Source organism: Aquimarina pacifica, from assembly GCF_000520955.1.
GTDB lineage: Bacteria > Bacteroidota > Bacteroidia > Flavobacteriales > Flavobacteriaceae > Aquimarina > Aquimarina pacifica.
Genome location: NZ_JACC01000026.1, coordinates 1 through 24058 on the forward strand (window position 1 = coordinate 1; position 24058 = coordinate 24058).

The following is a 24058-nucleotide window of genomic DNA, read 5'->3' on the forward strand; positions in this document are numbered from 1 at the left end:
AGAAAAGTCTTACGGAGAAGTAATTTCTTCAAAAACAACAGAGATTACGATAGAAAAAAAAATACCTATTCTATCAAGAGAGCAAATATTAAGTGAAAAGAGGAAACGAAAATTAGGTAGTTTGAGGCTTGGCAAAATTGTAATGAAGAAGGGATTCCCTAATTATGATCTATACCAAACTAACTGTTTAGGGCATCATACTATAATCAGTGAAAACCTAAAAAATGCTTTATTAGAAGAAGGTCTTACTGGATTTGAGTTAAAACCTTTTCCTAAGTTTAGTGTAGAAGAGTAAATATGAATACTAGAAAACTGCTTTTCTGTAAGGTAGTTTTCTTTGTTTTTGTTTAAGATAAAGGATTTTATAAAAAGGTAGGTGGCACAGCTGTTGTTTATTAGCAAATCTGTAGCTTTTGATTCTCTTAATGAGTGTCTAATCCTTAAAAATTACTGAGTATTACTTTTATTTGGGATACTGATATTAAAAATACTATAACCAATACCCACACCAAACCAGACATCACCATTATGATTCCATTTATAGGTAATGTTATTATTGATATAATCGACACCAAAATAGGCCCCAAATTGAACATTTTTATATTGAATCATGGCACCACCCAAAAAGGACAATATTCCTGCATCTAGAGACCCTGTTTCTTCTATGCCATCTGCATTACTGGGATCAAGGCCAATGCTACCCAAGCCAGCGCCACCTTGCAAATTAAATCGAGCATTACCAAAGTTCCAAACCCGAAAATTTAAAGTAGTATTAAGGTTAAACTCTGTGTCAAATCGTAAGTCATTCGGACTTTGTGGTCGTGCTTTAAAAGGTAATGTTAATATACCAATAGATAATCTGTCATTTTCATTAGTCCCGTTTAATTCTCCTATAACAGCATAGTCATTAAAATCAGAATAATCAATCTTATATATTTTATTATTATAGAGTTCACTATTATAAATAAATCCTTTTTTTTCTAGCATACGCTCCCTTTTTTTGGCACGAACAGGAGAAAAAGGAATTGCCTGCAATTCTACCTCTTTGGCAACCGTAGCATCTATACTAACTACTGTAAATAATACATTTGCTTTTAGATAAGACTCATCATTCGTCCCATTTGCTTCGGTAAATTGATGAACTTTTTTAACCTTAATGGGTTTTGTGAATTTTACAATATCTCCTATTTCGGGAGTTTTAGAATATATAGATAAATTAAAAAGTAGGATACTAGCAACCAATAACTTCTTCATAGAATAGAAATGTTTCTTTTGAATGAAGAAAGCTACTACATTAGTAAATAATTTTATTATGGCTTTCCGTAATGACTCATTTTTTGATTATTGAAACTCAATTGGGGCATTTCTAATACTGTTTTAATGAGAAAAAATAAGATTGACTACTTCATTTATCTACACAAAATTTGAAAAAATTGTGTTTTAGATTATTTTGAATTACTTAAATACCACAAGCAGTTTACTTTAAAATAATAGAATCTGCTTTTTTATTTAACGCATTATTAGTAATAATGGTTAAATTAATGTTAAAATTAATAGGATTTTGTTATTTCACGGAGTTCTCAAACTTCAGTACTACATTTTGAAAGTAAGAATCCGAGTACTATAGACGTTTTTTGTGTTTGTATCAATAGTTATTTTTGTGAAGAAAAATAGATGGAAAAAATCGCATAACCCAAATTAAATCTACCAGTTAGATTATTTTTAAAGGTATGCTGTCGTACCGACTCTTCTCCAAAAAAAAAATACCCATGATTTTTTAGAAAGTACTCCTTAACCGTCATGTATCGAAGAAAATAAAAAAGTATATACGATGGTTTTGCAGTAATTAAATTGAGAATTAGTCTCAAAAAAATGTAAGAATTTTACGCATAATGTTTTTCCTACAATTTTACTATTATGCTTTACGGCGCTTTTTTTTGTAATTTAGCCATGCAATGTTGTTTGTTAGATATTAACCCCCCGAAATAATATATATAATGAAATTTCTTAAAACCCCCTTAATCATTGTAACCTTTCTTTTATGTAATGCCATGCATTCTCAAGAAATTGTAGATCATTCTGCTTGGGATCAAATTTTAATTCTTAACGTTAGTGATAATGGTATGGTCGATTATGAAGGAGTTACAACAGATGTCGTAGTCTTCTATCAATATTTTAGATATCTTCAAAATATTGCTCCTCAGGATTTTTGGAGTAAAGAAGAAAAATTGGCTTATTGGCTTAATGTCTATAATGCTACTGCAATGAAAATGATTATCGATGAATTTCCGATAACATCCATCAATCAAGTAGAAAATCCCTGGAAGAAAAAAGTTTTCAAATCCCAAGGTGTACGATATAGTCTTGATGATATAGAACATAGTATTCTACGAAAATTTGGAGATCCAAGAATTCATTTCTTACTTAATTGCGGATCCATTTCTTCTCCGAGATTATGGAACAAAGCCTACACAAGTGCAAATATTAATGAAGCCTTACATGAGCGTACTCGAGAATTTATTAATGATCCACAGAGAAACCAAATCAATTCTAGTATTGTAAAAGTTTCTGAATTATTCAAATGGTATGAGGATGATTTTGTAAGTAATAATATCAGCGTCGTTGACTTTATTAATCAATATTCTAGAGTTAAAATAACCAAAATCCCCAAAAAGGGATACATTACATATGATTGGAGTCTTAATCAAAAGGATAAAGAAACCCATATCACCAGTAATAATTAGTGTAAATACATTGCACACTACATCGATAAAAAGATAGTGTATATTTTCCTTCCATTTTTTTAGTAAAGAAGAATATAGCATCGGTTTGATTTGCTAATATGCAGATGAGGACGACATAAGCTAAATCCAAAAAAAGATGCGAAAAATTATGTCATACTTTCAGAAAATAGGAATGTAGAAAATGATAGAGAAATCAATAACCAATACTTAAATATAACCAAATCTGATCCGTATTTTGTGCATTGAGGGAATCATACGATTTCAGAAACTCTTAAGCCTTACTACCAAATGTGTTTTAATTTCAACCAGATCCGTAAAGCCTCATAAAATTGTCCAGTTGTCATTAAAACAAGGAGTTTTTATAACCAAAATAAACTCAATGCATAGATCGGGTCTACTTGATGCAAATCAAAACTTTTAAAACCAAAAACCTAGTGAATATGATAAACCTAATCAATCCACAAAAAATGATTTGGATACTATGCTTAGTTTCCATTTCTTCTATATCTGCACAAACCATTATTAATGGCTTTTTTCCGAAACCTAAAGAATTTACGATAGCAACGTCTTATTCTTATAAGAGTTATGACACCTTTTATATGGGTACTACTTTGTCAGAAAGTAATCCTATGGATATGGGCGAGATTTCTTCTTCGGTAGCTAGTATTTATGGGGCATATGGTGTAGTTGATTGGTTGTCGACAGTGGTTACCTTACCCTATATTTCTGTTCAAAATGAAAATGGAGTTTTAGATCCCGTATCAGGAACAAATCAGGTAGATGGGGTTCAGGATTTAAGTGTATTTCTGAAAGCTAAGATCATGAAAAAGAAGTTCGACAATAATTCAAAATTATCTATAGGAGGAGCGACTGGACTTACCGTACCTGTTGGGGGATATGAAGCAGGAGGAATACTTTCACTTGGGAATGGAGCCACAGCCTTTGATAATTGTGGGTTTATGCAGTATACTACAGCCTTTAATTTGTTTGTAGAAGTACAAGCAGCATATAGTTTGAGAAATAACGCTGATTTTGATATCCCGAATGCTGCGATGTATAGTGCGAAGCTTGGGTATTATAATAAATGGTTTTATGCGCATGCCAAATTGGGTGTTCAGAATTCATTAGATGGATTTGATATCGGTTCTCAAGAATTTGTGGATGCAGGGGGTCCCGCTGCTTTGCCGAATACCGAAGTAGATTACACGAATTTTTACTTCGATGTGTATGTTCCTGTATATAAAAATGAGTCTAATAGTTTTGGGATTTCCTCTGGGTATGCATCAAATATAGAGGGTAGGAATTATGATAAAGCTTCTGGGGTTTCTGTAGGACTTGTATATAAAATCAAATAAGCCCTAAAAACCCTTGAATAAGGTTTTTTTATTAAAAAGGGAAACAAAATTCAAAAGTGTAAAGAGTATTAGCCAACAATTTGTAATTTAATAAACCAATACTAAAATGACATGTACTTACATAAAAAAAGAGTATTTTCTTATTCTGATTTTAGCCCTGTTTTCTTGTGAACAAGATGAATATATTGCATTAGATGATGATATCAATGCAAGTAAGGAGAATTTTTTAAAAGCACAACCTGATCTTATCGGTTTAGATAAGAATCTTATGGATGACCTCGAGTCTGTCTCTGATGGCATTGGTGCTCCTTACTTTACGTTACCTGAGAGTGATGATTATTCTAATATACCACAAGATCCCTTGAATCAGATTACTCCAGAAAAAGTGGCATTAGGAAAACTCCTTTTTCATGAGACATCAACAGGAGGAAATCCTACTACGGGCTCCAACTTATTTACATATTCTTGTGCTTCTTGTCATCATGCGGCAGCTGGATTTAGTTCTGGCCTCAGACAAGGTATCGGAGAAGGAGGAGTAGGGTTTGGTATTAGCGGAGAAGGAAGATCTTTTGATACCAGTATTGCAGTAGCTGATACAGATATACAACCTATACGTTCACCAACCATATTAAATGTCGCTTATCAGGATGTCATGCTTTGGAATGGGCAGTTCGGAGGAACAGGAACAAATGTAGGAACAGAGGCAAACTGGGAGAATATTCCTGAGAATTTCTTAGGATTTGAAGGAGTAGAGATTCAAGCAATAAAAGGACAAGATGTACATAGATTGCTTATTGATGAAAGCTTTATAACAACTTTTGATTATAAAGATATGTTTGATAGCGCTTTTCCTAATGATCCAGAAACAGAAAGATATACTAAAAGAAATGCAGCATTGGCTATTGCTGCTTATGAAAGAACAGTGTTACCCAGCCAATCACCTTGGCAACGTTGGTTAAAAGGAGAGTATGATATACTTACTAAAGAGGAAAAAAGAGGAGCCATGGTGTTTTTTGGAAAAGGGCGATGTTATGAATGCCATACGGGACCAGCTTTAAATGATAAAAACTTTTATGCTTTTGGGATGGGAGACTTTGATAATTCTAGTGACTCATTTGTATTAGATGCTGCAGGATTTGATGCAGTCAAAAAAGGAAGAGGAGGATTTACCCAAAATGCCGAGGATAATTATAAATTTAAAACACCTACATTATATAATCTTGTGGATAACGGTTTTTATGGTCATGGAGGGACATTTACATCCGTAAAAGAAGTAATTGAATATAAGAATGACGGCACAGTTCAAAGTGCCGAGGTTCCATCGGAGAATTTGGCTCCACAATTTGTAGAAGACCTAAAGCTAACAAAAAATGAAATAGATAATGTAACCTTGTTTATCGAGACTTCGTTACGAGACCCTAATCTAACAAGATATATTCCTGATGTAGTAAATTCCGGAAATTGCTTTCCAAATAACGACCCAATGACCAAAATAGATCTATCATGTGATTAATTTACAGTTAAACCACTTCTTAAAACCACTTCACAATCAAAGCCTCGATAAGCAATAGTTTATCGAGGCTTTTTCATCCTCTGTTTCTGCTAAAGTGTTTTCAAAAAAGGGAATATTATATAAGGTTAACCGTAGTTAAAAAAAGGATATAATGACTTACTTAATAATACCATTTTATTTTTCGATGTATTGACCGTAACTACCAGAAGTAATAGTTACTGAATTTATTGGTTTTTGGGTAAGGACATATACCCAACAAGGTAGTATGGTTTTGCTTGATAAAACAGGGATTACGATTCTCTTATATTCGTTATTCACCTCTGAGTCCGTAATGCCCTCGTAAGTATCTAATTTCTCAAGAACCATTTCTTGATTCGAACCAAGATGATAAATTTCTCCATGAACGGCATACTTACTTTTGGGGTCAAAAATAACTCCCGGATAGTATCCTAAATCAAATAGGTATCCATGAAAACTACCTTTGCCGATATAATCGCATCGCGCACGTAATAGCTGGCTGTGTACATTGTTAAAATTTGACATTAGCGTACCATAGACAAAAAGATGATTTTCGGATAAAGTATTCATTTGAGATATATGATTTTTGTGTCTTTTAAATTTTGTAAGTTGTACATGTATTCAAAATACAATTCTAAAAATAAGAATCCTTTACTAACTATTGAGACGTCGCATAAAAACATATCTTAAGTCACACCCAAAACGATGTATTTTTTTCGGGATTTTACTAGTATGGTATTATTTTTTATTACCTAACCCCTTGTTCAGTGACCCAACAGCCACGGTAATCGAGACTAAAAAAGGAGAATTATTGGGTGCCAAAATTGCTGCCGACGGACAATGGCGTTTTCCTGAAACAGATTCGGTACCGCAGAAGTTTATTCATACTATTATTGCTTTTGAGGACCAGCAATTCTATCGTCATTTTGGTTTCAATCCTTTAGCAATGGCTAAGGCAATGATTCAAAATATAAAAGCCGGTAAAGTGATTCGGGGTGGTAGTACGATTACGCAACAAGTGATTCGGTTAGCTCGAAAGGGACAAAAAAGGACCTATTTTGAGAAGATAAAAGAGTTGTTATTAGCTACGCGACTTGAGTTTGGAGCATCAAAAGAAGAAATATTAAAATTGTATGCTTCTTATGCTCCTTTTGGCGGTAATGTTGTTGGGATTGATATGGCCGCCTGGCGTTACTTTGGTCTTCCGGCATATCAATTATCATGGGCCGAAAGTGCAACACTTGCAGTATTACCCAACGCTCCTTCCTTAATCTATCCAGGGAAAAACCAAACCATTTTATTGAAAAAAAGAAATCGATTGCTTCAAACACTTTTAGAACAACAAACAATAGATTCTTTGACATATCAATTGGCAATTACGGAACCGTTACCTCACAAACCGTACTTCTTGCCGCAAACGAGCCCACATTTATTAGAACGTCTTGCAGAAGAATATCCGGGTCAAAGAATACAAACTACTATTGATCCACACTTACAGAAACAAGTCAATGGTATTGTGAAGCAACATTATGAGAGCTTGAAGCAAAACGAGGTACACAATATGGCGGTTATGGTTATGGATGTGGCCACGCGAGAAGTAAGAAGCTATGTTGGTAATACTCCTACAGATAGGGCACATCAGAAAGATGTTGATATTATTCGGGCAGCACGCAGTACGGGTAGTACATTAAAACCCATATTATATGCAGCAATGATGGACAAAGGTGAGTTATTACCAGAACAATTGGTTTCTGATATCCCCACAGTTATTGCTGGGTATAGTCCTAAGAATTTTGATGAAGGATATAGCGGTGCTGTTCCGGCAAATAGGGCGCTGGCTCGATCCCTTAATATTCCCGCAGTTCGGCTGTTGCAGCAATACGGATTACAGCGGTTTAGGGATGAAATGAATGCATTAAGAATTGATGACATTAGATACGGTGCAGATCATTATGGGCTATCATTAATCGTAGGAGGGGCAGAGGCAAATCTTTGGGATTTATGCAAGACTTATGCGGGTTTTGCTAGTATATTGCGTCATTATGAAGAAACATCAAGCGAGTATTTTTCTGAAGAATTTGTAACACCTATTATGGTTGCGGACCAAAAGGTTGATTTTGGAATAAAGAAACAACAGAAGCCACTTTATGGAGCCGGAAGTATCTGGCTTACATTCGAGGCAATGAAAAAAGTAAATCGTCCTCAAGGAGATGAAGCTTGGGAATTCTACGATTCTTCAAAAGAAATTGCATGGAAAACAGGAACAAGTTTCGGAAATCGTGATGCTTGGGCAATTGGGGTAAGCCAGAAACATGTTGTTGGGGTTTGGATCGGTAATGCCGACGGAGAAGGACGTCCAGAACTTACAGGTCTAAATGCTGCCGCACCAGTGCTTTTTGATGTTTTTAATCTGTTACCAGATTCAAAGTGGTTTCCTGCACCATATGATGATTTAATCGAGGTGAATGTATGTGCCCAAAGTGGTTTTCTAGCAGCAAAAAACTGCCCAGTTAAACCAATGTATGTACCAATGGCTGGGGCAAGAAACACAGCTTGTTTTTATCATATACCCGTTCATTTGGATTCAGAAAAACAATTTAGAGTCAATTCTTCGTGCGAGGCAGTTACAGATATTATTCATGAATCATGGTTTGTTCTTCCGCCACTGCAGGCATATTTTTATAAGACGAATAATGCAAGTTATAGAACCTTACCACCATATCGTTCTGATTGTGTTGTCGAAACACAGAAACAGATGGATTTTATATTTCCGAAGGCAAACAGTAGCGTCTATCTTCCTACGGGATTTGATGGTAAGGTTAATGAGGTGATCCTTAAGATTGCCCATATTCATCCCGATACAAAGGTGTTTTGGTATGTAGATGATGTATATGTCGGAATGACCAAACAGTTTCATGAAATGCCTGTGCTACCCGAACCAGGAAAACATATAATTACTGTTATTGATGAAAAAGGAAATGAACTCAGAAGGAATATTGAAATAAAAGAATAATTCCTGAGCTAATTACAATTTTCCTGTAAATATATCCCCTGGTTTTAGCATAATTGTTTCATTAGTAGATTCTCCATTTAGTTTTAAAGTGCCTTTTCTTAAGCCAATTATTGTAGCTTCTACTTTGCTCGTGTGAATCGATTGTAATGTAAGTTCGCCTGATGAGTTTTTTACATACACATCGATAGCATTAGAAAATTTGATGTGTACGTTTTCTAGTGAAATCTCTTCAACATCAAAAAATACAGATGACGAATTATTGGATAAAGAAACTGCATGGTCTCCTTTACTATCCCAAGGAGAAGCATTCGTTGACCAGCCTTTAATTTTTGGGTTTTCTTTATCTTCATTGATGCGAATAGAATAACCAGGAAAAGGATAAAGTACTGTGATAAAACTAAAGTTTTTGGAGGCATTTTTAGAAACAACAGACCATTCTTTTCCGCGTGCTCCTGAGGAAGAGACCTCGTCGATTTTGCGAAGTTGGTATATGTCAAAACCACTACCGTCTGAAAAAGAAGAGCGCAGTAGATTAGGACCATTTTCATGAGTATAATGACCTTGCCAAACTTGTTTATAAGTATGAAGTTGCTCTCCAGAAAAATTGTCTTTTACAATCCAAAAATCATTTTCGAGATTAATTACTTGTCGAGTATAAGATACACCTATGTTACTAAAGCCATCATGGCTTCCTATAAAAAGGTCCAGGTCTTTGTTTGATTTCCAGGTAATTGTTTCGGGTTTAGGGAATATTTTAAACTTTCCGAAACCACTACCTCCCTTATTACCTTTGTATTTTTTTCCTTGTAATTCATTGTCTACTAGCGCAACATTCTTAACCATAGAATTTTTGAATAATTCTAGATCTTTTAGTGAATATCGGACTTGATAATTTGGTAAAACAACATTCTTGTTTGCCATTGCTTGTATACCCAACATGTCTCCATGTTGATGGTCAGGCTTTTTATCATCTAAGCCAGCAGAAATCATCATCATTTTATCTCTAGATTTCCAACCTTCTCGCATAACATAGTATCCCGTTGTGGGAAAAGCGAGGGAGGTAAAAGTAGGTCTCTTTTTTTTGATATTTTGCAATAGATCTAATTGTCTCTGATTAAGAAACCAATATGTTGTAGCATCTACATAGTTGTTCGCAAAATATCCCGTCACCTCATCTTCAAAAAGCAAATAGCCTAAAGTCAATGCACCTGATATATTATTTTTTTCTGCCCAAGGGAAATCCGTGTCATCAGATAATACAGGTGCAGTAGTATCAGGATATGCAATTTTGGTCAAAGTTGTGAATAGAGATTTTAGTTTATTCGTCCAAAATTCGTCTACGGAGATGTTACTAATTTTGGCTAATTGGTAGACAAAGTAATAATTGTTAATATCACTCATATGATAGTGTACCGTGCGTTCGAACTGAAATCCATCATCATTAATTTCTTTTTCTAGGTGTTCTTTTAGCAATTGCATTGCATGTGTATACCATTGATCTGTATCAACAAAGTCTCTTAAAAGAATAGAAATCATCGCTAGTGCTGATAGTCCCCGGGTTTGGTGATTTCCTGACTTAAACTTTGCATTTGTTTTATGCAAGTGAGCACCATGTTGTAGTAGTGTGGCTATAGTTGTGAGTTGTTCTGTATCAGAATATTCTTTTTGGGATAAAAACATCGCATGAATTCTGAACCAGTTTAATACTCTATAGCCAGATCTAAATGCCTCATAAACACCATTGCCATCCTCAATTTTTTCATAGGCTTGTTGAGTCAAACTTGTATTAAGAGATTGCATTTGGTCTGTGAAATAATTCAGGAAAGTAGTATCACTGTTCTTATAATGGTACTCAAAAGCAACATCTATCATCTTATGTTGCCTTGCCAAATGTCTCAAAGCATAGGCATTAACAGGTTTTCCGTTAAGATAATTAAAAGGAAGTTTCCAAGTAGTGCTCCCTTCGAACTTACCCATATGATCTTTTGCTCTGCTCTCATGAGTTTTTTGTCTGCTAGGATAGGTCTTTGTATAGTTTTCAAATCGTTGATCAAACGTTTTCCAGTTATAAAAATAGCGATCTGCGAATTGATCTCTAAGATAAGAAGCAAGCTCTTTTTGAGAAATAGTATTGGTTGATCCTAGTTCCTTCTTGATATTATCTTTCAGAAAATACACTAACGAGTCAGGTGTAATAACTCGATCTGTTTTGATGGTTTGAGAAAACAAAGTACAAGTGCATAGAGATAGCAGTATAGCAAGCTTTGAATGATTGATCATTAGAGTATTTTTTTTAAAATATAATAGGTTTGTATTGGATTAAATTTATCTGAGTGGAAACCCTTTTGCAGCCCACCAGGGATGCATTTCGATAATTAATCGCCCAGATTTTACCATAGGATCACTATTGGCAAGACTATCAGCTATTTTTTGAGTAGGAGTGTTATAAATTGTAATCCCTCTAATGTCTCCGTCATCACCAAAAGGCCCTGAGATATCAGCATGCCCTTCTTTATACATTTTACCCAGATGTTCGAGATGCAATTTTTGTAAGCTGTCAACTTCTATTTTATTTTCTGAACGGTTAGGACCACGTTTTAAAAAGGCAATAAAATATTGTTGCATAATAACTGTGTCTCCACTTTCCTCATCGACATAGTCAAAAATCTTAAATCCGTCTTGTATCAGCTTATTTTTTATAGATGCAATAGATGGTTTTGTTGGGGCTACTATTGATGTAGATTTTTCTTCTTTTACAATCTCAGGATTCTCAGGTTTTTGTTCTTTGCATGAAGAAAGCAAAACGAAAAAGAGTAAAAAACCGACTGCGAACTTGTGTAAGGTGCTTGTAGTGAGCATGATAAAGTTTTTTTTAAAATAAAATCACCTTCAAATGTACTTGATTTGAAGGTGATTTTTGTAATTCCTTTTCTTATTTATTTCATAATATTACTTGACACTATATACTACTCCAAAACCAAAACCTGATTCCTTGCTAAAATTTCGTCCATCTAATGTTACTCCATAGCTGGCAGAAAGACCTAGACTCTTTTTGTAAACCGGAACATAGAAATTAAAAGATAAGTTTGTAAAATCAACCTCAGTTTCAGGTAAAATTGCCGCTGCACCAGCTTCTGCAAATTCTGGAGTTCCTATGTCTAATCCCGAAGTTGAGTCCTGAATATCAAGTTTGGTATGTGCGTAGAAGTACTTATGAAGATACCCTATTTTGGCACTATAAGCAATTGCATTAGGGATATCAAAATCACTACTATTTCGTACGCTATATCCTAATTGTAACTCAGTAAATATCTTGAAGTTTGTGGTGTATTGAAAGATCGCGGCTCCGTTAAACGTAGTGGCTTGGTTTCCTAATGAAAGTACTCCTGCACCTTCATAATCTCCTACAGGAAATGTAATTCCTGTTGCTCCACCCAATGAGATTTTTGATGAGTTTTCGAATTTTGTCTCAAAGACACGGGCTTTAAAAAAAACTCCTAAATCCTGAATACCATCTACTTGGTCTACTTGCTGTACAGGATCAAGTACTCCGTCCGAACTCTTTACACTGATATAAGGCAATGTTACCGTAGTTGACAACCAATCAGAGATGGCATATTGTGTGTATAAAGATATAATAGATGATGATATATCTCCCAGACCTGCAGGGTTTCCATCAGATAATGTGGATCCCATGTAGAATTTCTCGAAGTTCTTGTACGTATAACTCGTAGCTATAGTAAAGTCACTTTTTTTAGGATAAAAACCATTGACTGGCATTTGTCCTAAGACAGTTAGAAAAGGAAATGCCAATATGGCAATCGTAAGGAATGATTTTTTTGATTTGTGCAACATAACAATTTTTTTTAGTTAAATTAATTAAGTGCGATTAGACGAGGTTTGAATGCCTACCTTACGATTATATTAGTTAAGAACTTCTTTTTTTATTAATCGGGATAAATGCCTTAAAAACATTACTTTTTTACCATAAAGCATAGGGCTTTTTGCTAAGTTGAGAGTTGTAGTATTTTGTTTCTCCTGTGATTTCTTCCCCAAGCCAATTTGGTTTTATGAATTGTTCATCTTCATTGTTTAATTCTATCTCAGCAATGATTAAGCCCTTATTTTCTCCAGAAAATACATCAATTTCTATAATATGATTACCAGAAGGAACTTCATATCTTGTTTTTTCGATCATTCCTTTTTCGCATAATAGCAGTAATTGTTCTGCATCTGAGGAATCAATTTCCTTTTCCCATTCAAAACGAGAGGTGCCAGATGTATTGCTAATTCCTTTTATAGTAATAAAAGCCTGTGCTCCTTTAATTCGTATGCGTACTGTTCTTGAGGGATCAGTGTTAAGGAATCCTTGTGTAATTCTATAACTTGTTCTTGCCTCTTTCTTAAAAGTGTCGGATAATACCAAAAATTTACGTTCTATTTCGATCACAATAGTTTTATTACTTTTTATAGATTAAAGTATTCATAAGAAGAGTGTAAATATATTATAATTTGAATCACCAAATATCTATTATTTTTGTGCTGTGGAAGCGATAGGTGCTCATAGAAAAATAATACATGTTGATATGGATGCTTTTTATGCCTCTGTAGAACAAATGGATGCTCCAGAATTAAGGGGGAAACCTGTTGCTGTGGGTGGAGGAGGAAAGCGCGGTGTAGTAAGTGCAGCAAGCTATGAAGCGCGTGTTTTTGGTGTGCGTTCTGCAATGCCCGGTTTTACAGCTAGAAAATTATGTCCTGAGCTTATTTTTGCAAAACCGCGTTTTGATAGATATAAAGAGATTTCATCTCAAATAAGAAAAATATTTCTTGATTATACTGATTTGGTAGAACCTTTGTCGCTAGATGAAGCGTATCTCGATGTTACAGATAATAAAAAAGGAAATCCAAGTGCCACATTAATAGCAAGTCAAATAAGACAACGTATTTTTGATGAGGTAGGTTTGACAGCATCAGCAGGGATATCGATTAATAAATTTGTAGCCAAAGTAGCAAGTGATTATAATAAACCAAATGGGCAAAAAACGGTAAATCCAGAAGAAGTTTTAGGTTTTCTTGAAGATCTTGATGTAAAAAAGTTTTATGGTGTGGGAAAAGTGACTCGGGCCAAAATGTACCAAATGGGAATATATACAGGTAAAGATCTAAAATCAAAAACAGAAGAATTTCTTATTCAGCATTTTGGGAAATCAGGTAAACATTACTATCAAATTGTAAGAGGAATACATCTAAGTGAAGTAAAACCAAATAGAGAACGAAAGTCTCTTGCTGCAGAAAGAACATTTAGTGAAAATATAGCCTCAGAAGTATATATGCTTGAGCGCCTAGAAAGTATCGCTAATGAATTGCAAAAGAGATTAAAAACAAGTAAAGTTGCAGGCAGGACTGTTACACTAAAAATAAAGTATAGTGATTTTACGCTTCAGACACGTAGTAAGACGTTGCCATATTTTGTAAATGATGCATCCATTTTATTAGAGACATCAAGAGAATTGCTCTATCAGGAGAAAATGAAGAACTCGGTTCGACTTTTGGGGATTTCGTTATCAAACCTAAATACTAAAAGTAAGGAGAAGAAAGCGCTTAAAAAAGAAATCGAAATTATACAGTTACGCTTCGATTTCTGACCTACTATTTTTATTTATTGACGTTTTTTGGGTAAGAATTTCTAAAATTTTGAAGGTGTTTATTCTCATTTACCTATAATTTTGGCAACAAAATACCGTTTTTACGAGTTTATACGTATTTTTAGTACGTATAAGTACGTACTAACAATCGTTTGATAAAGTTTAGAATTAATACTCTAAGTAGTCTAAAACTAAAATATCAATAAAAAAAAGGGGCTTTTTGTTTAAAAAAATATAATTAATTCAATCGGTTTCGCTTCAATGATTAAACAAAGTTAATAGCTTATTTTAAAATCATTATAAATACTGCAATAACAAAGTAAAATGTTGTTAAAAAGGCAAGTGAGCCTTACTTTTGTACCTCAAATTTTTAATTTTTTTAAATAATGGGTGGATTGATACAATCTTCAATAGCTAGAAAGGTTGCTATGGCACTTTCGGGACTTTTTTTAGTCTTTTTCTTATTACAGCACTTTACCATTAATCTTACTTCAGTTTTTAGCGCAGACGTTTTCAATGAGTTGTCTCATTTTATGGGAACAAATCCTCTTGTTCAGTTTGCACTACAGCCAGTTTTAATTTTTGGAGTACTTTTTCATTTTATAATGGGTTTTGTGTTAGAGCTTAAAAATAAAAAGGCAAGAGCAGTTAAATACGCAAAGTATAGTGGAGGAGCAAATTCTTCTTGGATGTCCAGAAATATGATTTATTCTGGATTAGTAATACTTGCATTTTTAGGATTGCATTTTTATGATTTTTGGATTCCGGAAATGGTACATAAATATGTAGCCTTTGCACCAGAAGATCCAACAAGGTACTATCCAGAACTATTACATAGATTTGAGAGTCCAGTACGTACGGGATTATACGTAGTTTCGTTTGTGTTTTTGGCATTACACTTATGGCATGGTTTTGCATCTTCTTTTCAGTCTGTTGGTTTTAACAACAAATACTCAGTAAGTGCGACTAAATTTGCAAAAGCATTTTCAATAGTAATTCCTTTAGGATTCATTATTGTTGCTATAGTACTTCATTTAACTCATTAAAAACACCACTACTATGTCAATTTTAGATTCTAAAATACCTGAAGGTCCACTGGCAGATAAGTGGACAAAACATAAAAATACAATTAACCTAGTTAATCCGGCAAACAAACGAAATATTGATGTGATCGTTGTAGGTACTGGATTGGCAGGAGGAAGTGCAGCTGCAACATTGGCTGAACTTGGATATAACGTAAAAACATTCTGCTATCAAGATTCTCCTCGACGTGCACATTCTATTGCAGCACAAGGAGGGATTAATGCGGCAAAAAATTATCAAGGAGATGGTGATTCTAATTACCGTTTATTCTATGATACAATAAAAGGAGGAGATTACCGATCGAGAGAAGCAAATGTGCATCGATTGGCAGAAGTTTCAGGAAATATTATCGATCAATGTGTCGCACAAGGAGTTCCTTTTGCGCGTGAATATGGTGGATTATTAGATAATCGTTCTTTTGGTGGTGTATTAGTATCTAGAACATTTTATGCCAAAGGACAAACAGGACAACAATTATTACTTGGAGCGTATTCTGCAATGAATCGCCAAATCAATAGAGGTAAAATACAACCTTTTAACCGTCACGAAATGTTAGATTTAGTGAAGGTTGATGGTAAGGCTAGAGGAATTATTGCTCGTAACCTTGTTACAGGCGAAATAGAAAGACATTCTGCTCATGCTGTAGTTTTGGCAACAGGAGGATATGGTAATGTATTCTTTTTGAGTACCAATGCGATGGGAAGTAATGTGATGGCAGCTTGGAGAGCACACCGACGAGGAGCTTTCTTTGCAAACCCTTGTTATACGCAAATTCACCCAACATGTATCCCTGTTTCTGGTGATCATCAGTCTAAACTAACGTTAATGTCTGAATCATTGCGTAACGACGGACGTATTTGGGTGCCAAAAAGAATTGAAGATGCTCAGGCAATACGAGAAGGGAAATTAAAGCCAACTCAATTATCAGAAGACGAAAGAGATTATTACTTAGAACGTCGTTATCCTGCTTTTGGTAACCTGGTACCTCGTGATGTTGCATCGAGAGCTGCAAAAGAACGTTGTGATGAAGGTTTTGGAGTAAATAAAACAGGAGAAGCAGTATATCTAGATTTTGCTTCGGCGATACAGCGTTACGGAAAAGAAAAGGCGCTAACATCAGGTGTAGAAAACCCATCAGCAGAAGAAATTACTAAGCTAGGAGAAAAGGTAATCGAAGACAAATACGGGAACCTATTTCAGATGTACGAAAAAATCGTTGATGAGGACCCTTATAAGACACCTATGATGATTTACCCAGCTGTACATTACACAATGGGAGGTCTTTGGGTAGATTATAATTTACAGACGACGATACCAGGATGTTATGCTGCAGGAGAAGCAAATTTCTCGGATCATGGAGCAAACAGATTAGGAGCTTCGGCATTAATGCAAGGATTAGCAGATGGATATTTTGTACTACCCTATACGATTGGGGATTATTTATCTCAAGATATTCGAACAGGAAAAATACCAACTGATACTGCTGAGTTTGATGAGGCAGAGAAGCATGTTACAGAACGCATATCAAAACTAATGGGAGGTTCTGGAGAACATTCTGTAGATTATTACCATAAGAAATTAGGTAAGATTATGTGGAACAAATGTGGAATGTCTCGTAATGAAAAAGGATTAAAAGAAGCGATCGATGAAATTGCAGCGTTACGCGAAGATTTCTGGAAAAATGTAAAAGTACCAGGAACAGCAAATAGTATGAATCCTGAATTAGAGAAAGCAGGAAGAGTAGCAGATTTCCTTGAGTTAGGAGAATTGTTTGCAAAAGATGCACTAGATCGTAGAGAATCTTGTGGAGGACATTTTAGAGAAGAGTCTGTAGAGCAGGATGGTGAACAAAAAGGAGAAGCACTAAGAGATGATAAAAACTTCAAATATGTTTCTGCATGGGAGTATAAAGGAGAGCCAAAAGATGCTGAGTTACATAAAGAAGAATTAGTCTTCGAAAATATTGAATTAAAAACACGTTCTTATAAATAAAAAGCTATGAATCTTACACTAAAAATATGGCGTCAAAAAGATGCTAATTCAAAAGGAGCGATAGTAGACTATCAAGTGCAAGGAATTGAGGGAGACATGTCTTTTTTAGAAATGTTAGACGTGTTAAATGAACAGCTCATTACAAAAGGTGAAGAGCCTGTAGTATTTGATCATGACTGTAGAGAAGGAATTTGTGGTGCATGTTCGTTACAGATTAATGGTGAGCCACATGGTCCTGATCGTTTGGTGACCACTTGTCAACTACATATGCGTAAATTTAATGATGGTGATACTATATATATAGAACCATTTAGAGCAAAAGCATTTCCAGTTGTAAAGGATTTGATGGTAGACCGAAGTGCATTTGATAGAATTCAACATGCAGGAGGATATATTTCTGTAAATACTTCTGGTAATACTATTGATGCAAATGCAATCCCTGTAAATAAGCAAGATGCAGATGATGCTTTTTCTGCAGCAACTTGTATCGGTTGTGGTGCTTGTGTAGCTGCATGTAAAAATGCCTCTGCTATGTTATTTACATCAGCAAAAGTATCTCAGTTTGCATTATTACCTCAAGGTCAAGTTGAGGCTACTGATCGTGTATTAGCCATGGTAAATCAAATGGATGAAGAAGGATTTGGTAACTGTACTAACACAGGTGCTTGTGAAATAGAATGTCCTAAAGGAATTTCTCTTGAAAATATTGCACGTATGAATCGTGAATATGTAAAAGCAAGTATGAAAGGATAAAACAGAATAATACAACCTAAAAAGCCCCAAATTCATAGAATTTGGGGCTTTTTTAATTTGTCGAACTACTTAATCACACACTCTTACGTAATCCTGGAAATTTATTCGTCTAGTATTTCCATTATTGTCGAAAAAATCTATGTAGCCATTTATAAAACGGTTACTTTCTATAGGTGTTCCGGCAGGAGGATTTTGAATATAGCCAATATTCTGATCACAATTATCCTGTATGTTTAAATAAAATCTTGTTATCGTCGAGTAATCTGTAAGTCCAGGAGGATTGCCTCCAACACCGCCAATACATAGCGTAGAGTTAGAGAAATTTATACCTCCATTCCGTAAATAAGACTCATACCACTGAGGCGCTTGACTATTTGCACTAATTGTCGGAGCTTCTGTGTCAGAAATACAACTAGAATAGCTTACTCTGCGCCATGTAGACCAAGATCCTGATCCAACTTTCATCCATGCATATGAATATTCTCCAGGATTCCATAAAGGTAGCGCCATATGCAGATCTCGATTATCATCTATAATGTAAATAAAATCTGAACTCTCGCTATATTGCCTAAAAGTAAATATGGTACTATTATCCCAAGAGTTTCTTTCATAAACAATCTTAGAGACGCTTTCATCTAATACAAATAGAGATTCTCCAAAGTTTTGATTGTTCCATACCTTGGTTATTTTTGGTGGAATAAGAATAGCTTTATTAGTAGGTTTAGAGACGGCTGCAATTTCGGGTACCTCTAGATCTTCAGGGGTTACTTCTGACTGTAATTGAACTTGATCATCCTCTATAGAACAGGAATTAAAAAAACCTATTATTAGAGTGAACGTAATGACTTTGATAATTTTTTTCATTCATTTTTAAATTAAATATTAATATTTGTTTATGATTTATTTCTTCGTTTTTGAAATTAAAAAGTATCTTTTGAGGTTGTTAAAATGATATTACGCCATAAGTAATACCTTCTACTCTTTGACATAAGGTTGTCATTCAAAACAAAAATATATCGTATGTGACTTGGGGGTTGTTTTCGGGGAAATTTCTTCTTAACAAAGGAAGATAGTATCTAGTTCTTATAACACCCCTTTTACAGTGATTTTTTAAGGAAGAATGTTTTTTATTAAAGTGTCATCGACTTGTTTTTCTTAAAAAAACAGCGATTTTAAAGGCTGGTGTCTAGGTATTTGTACGGTGAGGTAAGGAGTTTTTCTATGAATGTGTACTATTAGAAGGAATAGTCGATGTTGAGAATAAAATCAGAAAGTACACAAGAGTTATAGCGTTAGAGAGAATATAGGTTATTTGTAAAAGTATATCCTAGATGGTTTTCTATTTTTTCTGAAAGAATCAGTTTTCCCTGAGAAGGAGTTTCGAAATCATACTCAGGAATTGGTAGTTTCATTTGATTACAAATAGAACTGTAATATTTACTTTTTTCTGGATGTTCAGGGTAAGATGCATTAAAAACTTCATTCCAGCTATTCGTTTCTAGGATTTTCTTGATAATACCAATACAATCCATAAGGTGAATAAGGTTGACAGGTGCTTTTGGGTTTTTTATATTTTTTCTTTTAGAAAGCATGGTTGCAGGGTGCCTACGCGCATCAAAAAGTCCTGCAAAACGAAGTATTGTGGTTGTAAAATGCGGGTTTTTTAGTAATAATTGTTCCGTTTCTATAAGTTGTTTGCCTGCATTTGATATTGCATTTGGAGTCGTTTCTTTTGTAATCAAAGGAAAATCTAAGGAATCCGAAAAAACAGAAGTAGAACTAACGAAAAGGACATTTTCTACCTTTGATTTTTCGATTTCGGGAATCAGACTTTTGATTTTACCAACAAAATTACTTTGAGGATTTCTGCGCAACCCCGGTGGTATATTAATGATAAGAGAACTGCTATCATCTAGGAAAGACTTGATGTCACCTACGGGGCCATCTTCTTTAAGATCAATATTAAAAGCTGTAATGCCTTCTTTTTTTAAAGCTTCGCGCTTGTTTTCTGATGTAGTCGATCCATGAATCGAGTATGATTCGTTTATAAGTGCCTTGGCAAGAGGAAACCCTAACCATCCTGTGCCCAGAATACTAATTTTATTATTCATTAATTTCTTGTGTTTTATTCGGATCATCAAGCGTTTCTAGAATTGTATCTGTTTCTCTTTCCTGATACTCTGGAACAATAAATTTTTTCTTAAGGATAATAGCATCATTAATGATAAAAGGTTTGGGCATCATATAATCACTTCTTGATGGTATTGAGAAAACATCGTTTTGAAGTAGATCATATGAAGATTCATAGATTGTAAACTCAGGGAGTGAGTCTTTATGAAATTGCATTCGAAGCTCTAAGGGTTCATTTTTTGTGACATGATAAGTCAGTAGATTTTGGCTCCATCTTTTTGTAAACGCATTATATGTATTCCCATCTGAATAGTTGAAATCTAAAGCAGTCTTATTATTAGCATATAGAGAGTCAAAATTAAATAGGGTTTTAGTATAAAGTTCAATTCTATCGATATTGCGTTGAGGAGCAATACAAAGATCAAAATGACGTATGTTATTAATGATAGTGTCCCTGCCAATATCTAATTTGGGACGTGTAATATTTTTTAGAGGGGCCGTATTAGCGTACTTGAATGTTTTTTTGTATTTACTTTGAAAAGTGTTGGCATTATAGGTTTCGGCGATATTTTTATCAGGAACAATATAATTTTTACTCCAGATATCTAATGTTTGGTCATAGCTTGCCCATACTGCTTTGTTTTGGTCTGTGTCTAAAATATATACCAAACTATTAGGCTTTGGTCGTTCTTCTGTAAAATCTGATTTTAAATGCGCAAGAATAAGGAAAACTAGACTTAAAAACAGACTTAGGTTTCCTACTATATTTTTTCTTTTATAGAATCCAAATACAGGGAGTAACATACCGTATAGAAGTGTGGATAGTATAGCCGAAACAAAAAGAATTTTGAGTCCTAAGGCAACGGGAAAACTCATAATAAAAGGCGAAATTATAAAAATGCCTGGTAGTCCGAGGAATACCATTAGATATGGGTTAGGTTTCTTTTGTCTGATTAATATGAATAAAGAAACTAAACCAAAAAACACAATAATAACAAAATAACTAGCACCTTTTAAATATAGAGCAGTCAATGAACAAATAATCAACCATATAAATATGGGAGCAATGAATAAGCTAGGTTGATTTTTTATTTTGCCAAAACGGGCATATACTTTAAAAAATATCCCCAAAGACAAGAGTATAAAAACTGAGATATATAAATACCCATTGTATGTAAATCCGTGTTGTATCTCGCTGTAGTGAGGATATATAACAGATAGTAATTTCCATCCTCCAAAAGTGAGTCCTCCTGAAAGGACCAAACAAAGGAGAAAAGCACCAAGTCCTAATAGCACTTCTTTAAAATCTATTCGATAGGCAAATTTCCCGTAAAAAAATAATCCAATAAATAGAATTACAGCAATTATAAGAAGTCCAAATATCCAACTGAAGGGGTATGTGATAAATTTAAAAATCGGGATGTTAAAATAAATGTAATCTATATCTGATTTGAGGTTGCTAAGATCGATTTCAGAAAAGTATGAGAGCAAGGGAACTATATAATTTCCTTGATGTTGTAAGGTATTTAAATCTAAATTTTGCCAAGTATCATTTGATGTATGATAATCAAAATGATCATCTATAAAAGCAAAATTAAACCCTTCTATATCTCCTTCTTCTCTAAAGACAGTCAAATCAGTATTATTGGGCATCATTTTATAAATACTATATGCCAAAGAATTACTTACAGGGTATTTTACTCCTGCTTTAGAGAATTCTTTAATCATTTTCCCATTCTTACTATTTGTTTCAAGAAGCATATAAGAATTTCCGCCACTTCCTCTTGCTTCAAAATTAATCGCCAGTCCAACATTTTTGGACCATGGATGATCTTTTATAAATAAATGAGCTCCATTAAGTCCAAGTTCTTCTCCATCAGTAATGCAGATTATGATATCATTTTTAGGAGTTTTATTGGTTCCGATATAGGCTCGAACACCTTCCAGAATTGTTGCCACTCCGCTACCTGCATCACTAGCTCCAAATGATGAATGGGGTGAGCTGTCATAATGGGTCATAAGTACCAGTGATTTGGTGTTATCGCTTCCTTTTATTTTTGCAAGTATATTTTGAGTGTTACAAATGGTTCCTGATTTAGAAACAGAGACGCCTTTTTGAATTTCTGGATGAAGTCCTAATTTTTTGAGTTCATTGATAATGTAGAGTTGCACTTTTTCGTGCCCCGGACTGCCTAAATAATGACTTTCTTCTGAGATTTTTTTTACATGTTCTAAAGCACGAAGCGTCGAAAACTCATGTTTACTTGTACTAAGATCTGTTATTCGCTGCGATTTACTACTGTATACACTATAAGCTAAGGCAAGAATAAGAAGCAATAATGTTAAAAAAGAAGAGAGTTTACGCATGTTTGTATTTTGGTTTAGGTTAAAGGTAAGAAATAACCTATAATTATGTGGCCTCAATTAGAACAAGCCTTATGGATATCGTAATTTGAAGAAGAAAAGACTACATTTTTCCTATTTTATCTCTTCTTTAACTCTTAAAACATTAGAGGAGATTTGAATAAGTCATTGTAAATCATTATATTTAAGATTCACTAAATCACTAAGCATATGGGAATAATCAGTTTTCAAGGAGCTCGTACGAAGACGAAAAAGTACGATGAGACTCCGATAAAAGTTTCAGATTACATGACAAAAGACCTGATTACGTTCCATCCGAATCAACCAGTAATGGAAGTCATCGAGACGTTAATTAAGCATAGAATATCGGGAGGACCTGTTGTCGATCACAATAATAAATTATTAGGTGTGATTTCTGAAGGAGATTGTATTAAACAATTAAATGAGAGTCGATATTATAATATGCCAATTGATGACGCTAAAGTAGAAAATTTTATGGCCAAAAATGTAGATACCATTGATGGTAATCTTAATATTTTTGATGCAGCTACAAAATTTTTACAGACCAAAAGGAGACGTTTTCCGATAATTGAAGATGGTAAGTTGGTAGGACAAATTAGTCAAAAAGACGTTATGAAAGCAGCTCTAAAACTTAATAGCCAGAATTGGAGAGATAAATAATAGAGAATATACTCTAAAAGGTATTAACGAAGGTAGGATGTGAAACATCTTACCTTTTTTTATTGTGCTTTAGGGGTATCAGTAATTACAAGTTTATGAGACTTACTCCCAGATATAAACAGATCTTTTGAGGAGTAACGATCTAATTTGTGCATAGACGGTTTCAAGGAACAAACTCCTGCCACCACCATTTTATTACCTGCTTCTATTATAGATTCTTTATATCGAAATATTTTATTACTCTTCAAAAATCCAGCACTTTTCTTACCATGGATTGTAAGGGATTTTTCTATAAATAGAGGAAGATTATCCCAAGTGCCTGTTTTTTTTACAACATTTTTTACAAGATAGAGTAAACTATTGTTTGCGTCAGAAGGAAAAACGATAAATGCCTTTCCTTGAGGAGAGTCAATGATAAAGTCTAGGAGCTTTTCTTCGAGCATTATCGTTCGCCAGCTGTTGTTTTTATACTTTCTCTTTTCTTCTACTTTAATTTGGTAGCCAATGCATTCTCTTTTGCCTATAGGAGATATAATGGGTTCTGTAGTTGTTTGTAAGGTGCCAATAACTTTTATGTATTCATTTTCTTTGGCAAGGGCAGTTTTTTTAATTGTAGTTTTTTTAAGTTTTCGAAGAACCTTATTTTTTTTATTTGCATAAACTGACCAAAGACCTAGAATTATCATAACAAATACTAGTATAAGAATAGGGAGTCCTGAAATGGCTGTTAGTTCTGGTAAAATGACTAGTACTGGCATGTGAAG

The 24058-nt window shown here is 34.3% G+C and carries 20 protein-coding genes; 10 read left to right on the forward strand and 10 right to left on the reverse strand.

Translation table 11 applies throughout. From position 1 onward, the window contains the following. The coding region (locus DZ60_RS25175) for a hypothetical protein (RefSeq protein ID WP_034229693.1) at nucleotides 1–295 on the forward strand (295 nt) is incomplete at its 5' end. A 152-nt stretch (nucleotides 296–447) separates the two neighbouring features. Here the strand turns inward: DZ60_RS25175 and DZ60_RS0113490 are convergent. Continuing rightward, a complete protein-coding gene (locus DZ60_RS0113490; protein ID WP_025742593.1) occupies nucleotides 448–1254 on the reverse strand; it encodes a hypothetical protein in 807 nt (268 codons plus the stop codon). A gap of 743 nt (nucleotides 1255–1997) precedes the next feature. Here DZ60_RS0113490 and DZ60_RS0113500 point away from each other — a divergent pair. From DZ60_RS0113500 to DZ60_RS0113510, 3 genes are all read left to right on the forward strand, one after another. Then, a complete protein-coding gene (locus DZ60_RS0113500) occupies nucleotides 1998–2744 on the forward strand; it encodes a DUF547 domain-containing protein (protein ID WP_025742594.1) in 747 nt (248 codons plus the stop codon). 440 nt (nucleotides 2745–3184) lie between these two features. Beyond that, nucleotides 3185–4099, forward strand: a complete 915-nt coding sequence (locus DZ60_RS0113505) for a hypothetical protein (protein ID WP_051477656.1) — start codon at nucleotides 3185–3187, stop codon at nucleotides 4097–4099. 106 nt (nucleotides 4100–4205) lie between these two features. Beyond that, nucleotides 4206–5612, forward strand: coding sequence for a cytochrome-c peroxidase (locus tag DZ60_RS0113510; protein WP_162831962.1), 1407 nt, complete (start codon nucleotides 4206–4208; stop codon nucleotides 5610–5612). Between the two features lie 174 nt (nucleotides 5613–5786). On the opposite strand, the gene DZ60_RS0113515 is transcribed toward DZ60_RS0113510, so the two are convergent. Beyond that, the gene (locus DZ60_RS0113515) at nucleotides 5787–6200 is read right to left on the reverse strand and encodes a gamma-glutamylcyclotransferase family protein (RefSeq protein ID WP_025742597.1); all 414 of its coding nucleotides are present in this window, start codon (nucleotides 6198–6200) and stop codon (nucleotides 5787–5789) included. Between the two features lie 190 nt (nucleotides 6201–6390). On the opposite strand from DZ60_RS0113515, the gene pbpC reads away from it, so the two are divergent. Then, nucleotides 6391–8643 carry a penicillin-binding protein 1C gene (pbpC, locus tag DZ60_RS0113520; protein ID WP_241448745.1) on the forward strand — a complete coding sequence of 751 codons (2253 nt, stop codon included), beginning with the start codon at nucleotides 6391–6393 and terminating at the stop codon, nucleotides 8641–8643. Between the two features lie 12 nt (nucleotides 8644–8655). Here the strand turns inward: pbpC and DZ60_RS0113525 are convergent, their stop codons facing one another. From DZ60_RS0113525 to DZ60_RS0113540, 4 genes are all read right to left on the reverse strand, one after another. After that, nucleotides 8656–10923: a heparinase II/III family protein gene (locus DZ60_RS0113525; RefSeq protein ID WP_025742599.1), complete on the reverse strand. Its 2268-nt coding sequence runs from the start codon at nucleotides 10921–10923 to the stop codon at nucleotides 8656–8658. 45 nt (nucleotides 10924–10968) lie between these two features. Further along, entirely contained in the window at nucleotides 10969–11502 is a 534-nt protein-coding gene (locus DZ60_RS0113530; RefSeq protein WP_025742600.1) for a YciI family protein, read from the reverse strand. 90 nt (nucleotides 11503–11592) lie between these two features. Continuing rightward, the gene (locus tag DZ60_RS0113535; RefSeq protein WP_025742601.1) at nucleotides 11593–12498 is read right to left on the reverse strand and encodes a transporter; all 906 of its coding nucleotides are present in this window, start codon (nucleotides 12496–12498) and stop codon (nucleotides 11593–11595) included. Nucleotides 12499–12625: 127 nt separating this feature from the next. After that, on the reverse strand, nucleotides 12626–13093 hold the full coding sequence (locus tag DZ60_RS0113540) for a CYTH domain-containing protein (RefSeq protein WP_025742602.1): 468 nt from the start codon (nucleotides 13091–13093) through the stop codon (nucleotides 12626–12628). 94 nt (nucleotides 13094–13187) lie between these two features. Here DZ60_RS0113540 and dinB point away from each other — a divergent pair, with 94 nt between their 5' ends. From dinB to DZ60_RS0113560, 4 genes are all read left to right on the forward strand, one after another. After that, on the forward strand, nucleotides 13188–14291 hold the full coding sequence (gene dinB / locus DZ60_RS0113545) for a DNA polymerase IV (RefSeq protein ID WP_025742603.1): 1104 nt from the start codon (nucleotides 13188–13190) through the stop codon (nucleotides 14289–14291). A 386-nt stretch (nucleotides 14292–14677) separates the two neighbouring features. Next, nucleotides 14678–15337 (forward strand): succinate dehydrogenase cytochrome b subunit, encoded by a 660-nt coding sequence (locus DZ60_RS0113550; RefSeq protein ID WP_025742604.1) that lies wholly within the window; start codon nucleotides 14678–14680, stop codon nucleotides 15335–15337. 13 nt (nucleotides 15338–15350) lie between these two features. Continuing rightward, nucleotides 15351–17366 carry a fumarate reductase/succinate dehydrogenase flavoprotein subunit gene (locus tag DZ60_RS0113555; RefSeq protein WP_025742605.1) on the forward strand — a complete coding sequence of 672 codons (2016 nt, stop codon included), beginning with the start codon at nucleotides 15351–15353 and terminating at the stop codon, nucleotides 17364–17366. 6 nt (nucleotides 17367–17372) lie between these two features. Beyond that, nucleotides 17373–18119 carry a succinate dehydrogenase/fumarate reductase iron-sulfur subunit gene (locus tag DZ60_RS0113560; RefSeq protein WP_025742606.1) on the forward strand — a complete coding sequence of 249 codons (747 nt, stop codon included), beginning with the start codon at nucleotides 17373–17375 and terminating at the stop codon, nucleotides 18117–18119. 69 nt (nucleotides 18120–18188) lie between these two features. On the opposite strand, the gene DZ60_RS0113565 is transcribed toward DZ60_RS0113560, so the two are convergent. The 3 genes from DZ60_RS0113565 to DZ60_RS0113575 form a co-directional block, all read right to left on the reverse strand. Then, nucleotides 18189–18983 (reverse strand): hypothetical protein, encoded by a 795-nt coding sequence (locus DZ60_RS0113565; protein WP_025742607.1) that lies wholly within the window; start codon nucleotides 18981–18983, stop codon nucleotides 18189–18191. 428 nt (nucleotides 18984–19411) lie between these two features. Continuing rightward, nucleotides 19412–20230 (reverse strand): NAD-dependent epimerase/dehydratase family protein, encoded by an 819-nt coding sequence (locus DZ60_RS0113570; protein ID WP_025742608.1) that lies wholly within the window; start codon nucleotides 20228–20230, stop codon nucleotides 19412–19414. After that, entirely contained in the window at nucleotides 20223–22616 is a 2394-nt protein-coding gene (locus tag DZ60_RS0113575) for a M28 family peptidase (RefSeq protein WP_025742609.1), read from the reverse strand. The genes DZ60_RS0113570 and DZ60_RS0113575 overlap by 8 nt, the downstream gene beginning before the upstream one ends. Nucleotides 22617–22823: 207 nt before the next feature. On the opposite strand from DZ60_RS0113575, the gene DZ60_RS0113580 reads away from it, so the two are divergent. Then, nucleotides 22824–23294 carry a CBS domain-containing protein gene (locus DZ60_RS0113580; protein WP_025742610.1) on the forward strand — a complete coding sequence of 157 codons (471 nt, stop codon included), beginning with the start codon at nucleotides 22824–22826 and terminating at the stop codon, nucleotides 23292–23294. Between the two features lie 59 nt (nucleotides 23295–23353). Here the strand turns inward: DZ60_RS0113580 and DZ60_RS0113585 are convergent, their stop codons facing one another. Beyond that, the gene (locus tag DZ60_RS0113585; protein ID WP_025742611.1) at nucleotides 23354–24052 is read right to left on the reverse strand and encodes a hypothetical protein; all 699 of its coding nucleotides are present in this window, start codon (nucleotides 24050–24052) and stop codon (nucleotides 23354–23356) included. Between the last annotated feature and the right edge of the window lie 6 nt (nucleotides 24053–24058).

Excerpts from the sequence above, each read along its gene's own strand:
- DZ60_RS0113575 (WP_025742609.1), bottom strand. The coding sequence starts at position 22,616 with ATGCGTAAACTCTCTTCTTTTTTAACATTATTGCTTCTTATTCTTGCC.
- DZ60_RS0113565 (WP_025742607.1), bottom strand. The coding sequence starts at position 18,983 with ATGAAAAAAATTATCAAAGTCATTACGTTCACTCTAATAATAGGTTTT.
- DZ60_RS0113510 (WP_162831962.1), top strand. The coding sequence starts at position 4,206 with ATGACATGTACTTACATAAAAAAAGAGTATTTTCTTATTCTGATTTTA.
- DZ60_RS0113555 (WP_025742605.1), top strand. The coding sequence starts at position 15,351 with ATGTCAATTTTAGATTCTAAAATACCTGAAGGTCCACTGGCAGATAAG.
- DZ60_RS0113580 (WP_025742610.1), top strand. The coding sequence starts at position 22,824 with ATGGGAATAATCAGTTTTCAAGGAGCTCGTACGAAGACGAAAAAGTAC.
- DZ60_RS0113560 (WP_025742606.1), top strand. The coding sequence starts at position 17,373 with ATGAATCTTACACTAAAAATATGGCGTCAAAAAGATGCTAATTCAAAA.
- DZ60_RS0113530 (WP_025742600.1), bottom strand. The coding sequence starts at position 11,502 with ATGCTCACTACAAGCACCTTACACAAGTTCGCAGTCGGTTTTTTACTC.
- DZ60_RS0113550 (WP_025742604.1), top strand. The coding sequence starts at position 14,678 with ATGGGTGGATTGATACAATCTTCAATAGCTAGAAAGGTTGCTATGGCA.
- DZ60_RS0113570 (WP_025742608.1), bottom strand. The coding sequence starts at position 20,230 with ATGAATAATAAAATTAGTATTCTGGGCACAGGATGGTTAGGGTTTCCT.
- DZ60_RS0113490 (WP_025742593.1), bottom strand. The coding sequence starts at position 1,254 with ATGAAGAAGTTATTGGTTGCTAGTATCCTACTTTTTAATTTATCTATA.
- DZ60_RS0113525 (WP_025742599.1), bottom strand. The coding sequence starts at position 10,923 with ATGATCAATCATTCAAAGCTTGCTATACTGCTATCTCTATGCACTTGT.
- DZ60_RS0113515 (WP_025742597.1), bottom strand. The coding sequence starts at position 6,200 with ATGAATACTTTATCCGAAAATCATCTTTTTGTCTATGGTACGCTAATG.
- DZ60_RS0113535 (WP_025742601.1), bottom strand. The coding sequence starts at position 12,498 with ATGTTGCACAAATCAAAAAAATCATTCCTTACGATTGCCATATTGGCA.
- DZ60_RS0113500 (WP_025742594.1), top strand. The coding sequence starts at position 1,998 with ATGAAATTTCTTAAAACCCCCTTAATCATTGTAACCTTTCTTTTATGT.
- DZ60_RS0113505 (WP_051477656.1), top strand. The coding sequence starts at position 3,185 with ATGATAAACCTAATCAATCCACAAAAAATGATTTGGATACTATGCTTA.
- DZ60_RS0113585 (WP_025742611.1), bottom strand. The coding sequence starts at position 24,052 with ATGCCAGTACTAGTCATTTTACCAGAACTAACAGCCATTTCAGGACTC.